At 73.2% G+C, this 826-nt stretch carries 1 pseudogene; it reads left to right on the top strand.

What is annotated here, in order from left to right:
* A pseudogene (locus ACTMTU_RS36040) lies at positions 1 to 826 on the top strand (hypothetical protein); the annotation flags it as partial.

Consider the following 826-nt stretch of genomic DNA (forward strand, 5'->3'; position numbering starts at 1 on the left):
CCGGTGGTGACCGTGGTGGTTACCGCGGTCCGCGTGACGACCGTCGTGACGAGCGTCCCGCCGGTGCCGGTGGCGGTTTCCGCCGCGACGACCGTCGTGATGACAGGCGTGACGACCGCCGTGACGACCGCGGCGGTCGTCCCGCCGGTGGTGGCGGTGGCGGTGGCTTCCGCCGTGACGACCGATCCGGTCAGAGCGGCTACCCGCGTCGCGACGACCGGCAGGGTGGCTTCCGCCGCGACGACCGCTCCGGTGGTGACCGTGGTGGTTACCGCGGTCCGCGTGACGACCGTCGTGACGAGCGTCCCGCCGGTGCCGGTGGCGGTTTCCGCCGCGACGACCGTCGTGATGACAGGCGTGATGACCGCGGCGGTCGCCCCGCCGGCGGTGGCGGCGGTTTCCGCCGTGACGACCGTCGCGATGATCGCCGTGACGACAGGCGTGACGACCGTCGTGACGACCGTTCCGGTCAGAGCGGTTACCCGCGTCGCGACGACCGGCAGGGTGGCTTCCGCCGCGACGACCGCTCCGGTGGTGACCGTGGTGGTTACCGCGGTCCGCGTGACGACCGTCGTGACGAGCGTCCCGCCGGTGCCGGTGGCGGTTTCCGCCGCGACGACCGTCGTGATGACAGGCGTGATGACCGCGGCGGTCGCCCCGCCGGCGGTGGCGGCGGTTTCCGCCGTGACGACCGTCGCGATGATCGCCGTGACGACAGGCGTGACGACAGGCGTGACGACCGTCGTGACGACCGTTCCGGTCAGAGCGGTTACCCGCGTCGCGACGACCGGCAGGGTGGCTTCCGCCGCGACGACCGCTCCGGTGG

Source organism: Streptomyces sp. OZ13 (assembly GCF_052068155.1).
GTDB lineage: Bacteria > Actinomycetota > Actinomycetes > Streptomycetales > Streptomycetaceae > Streptomyces.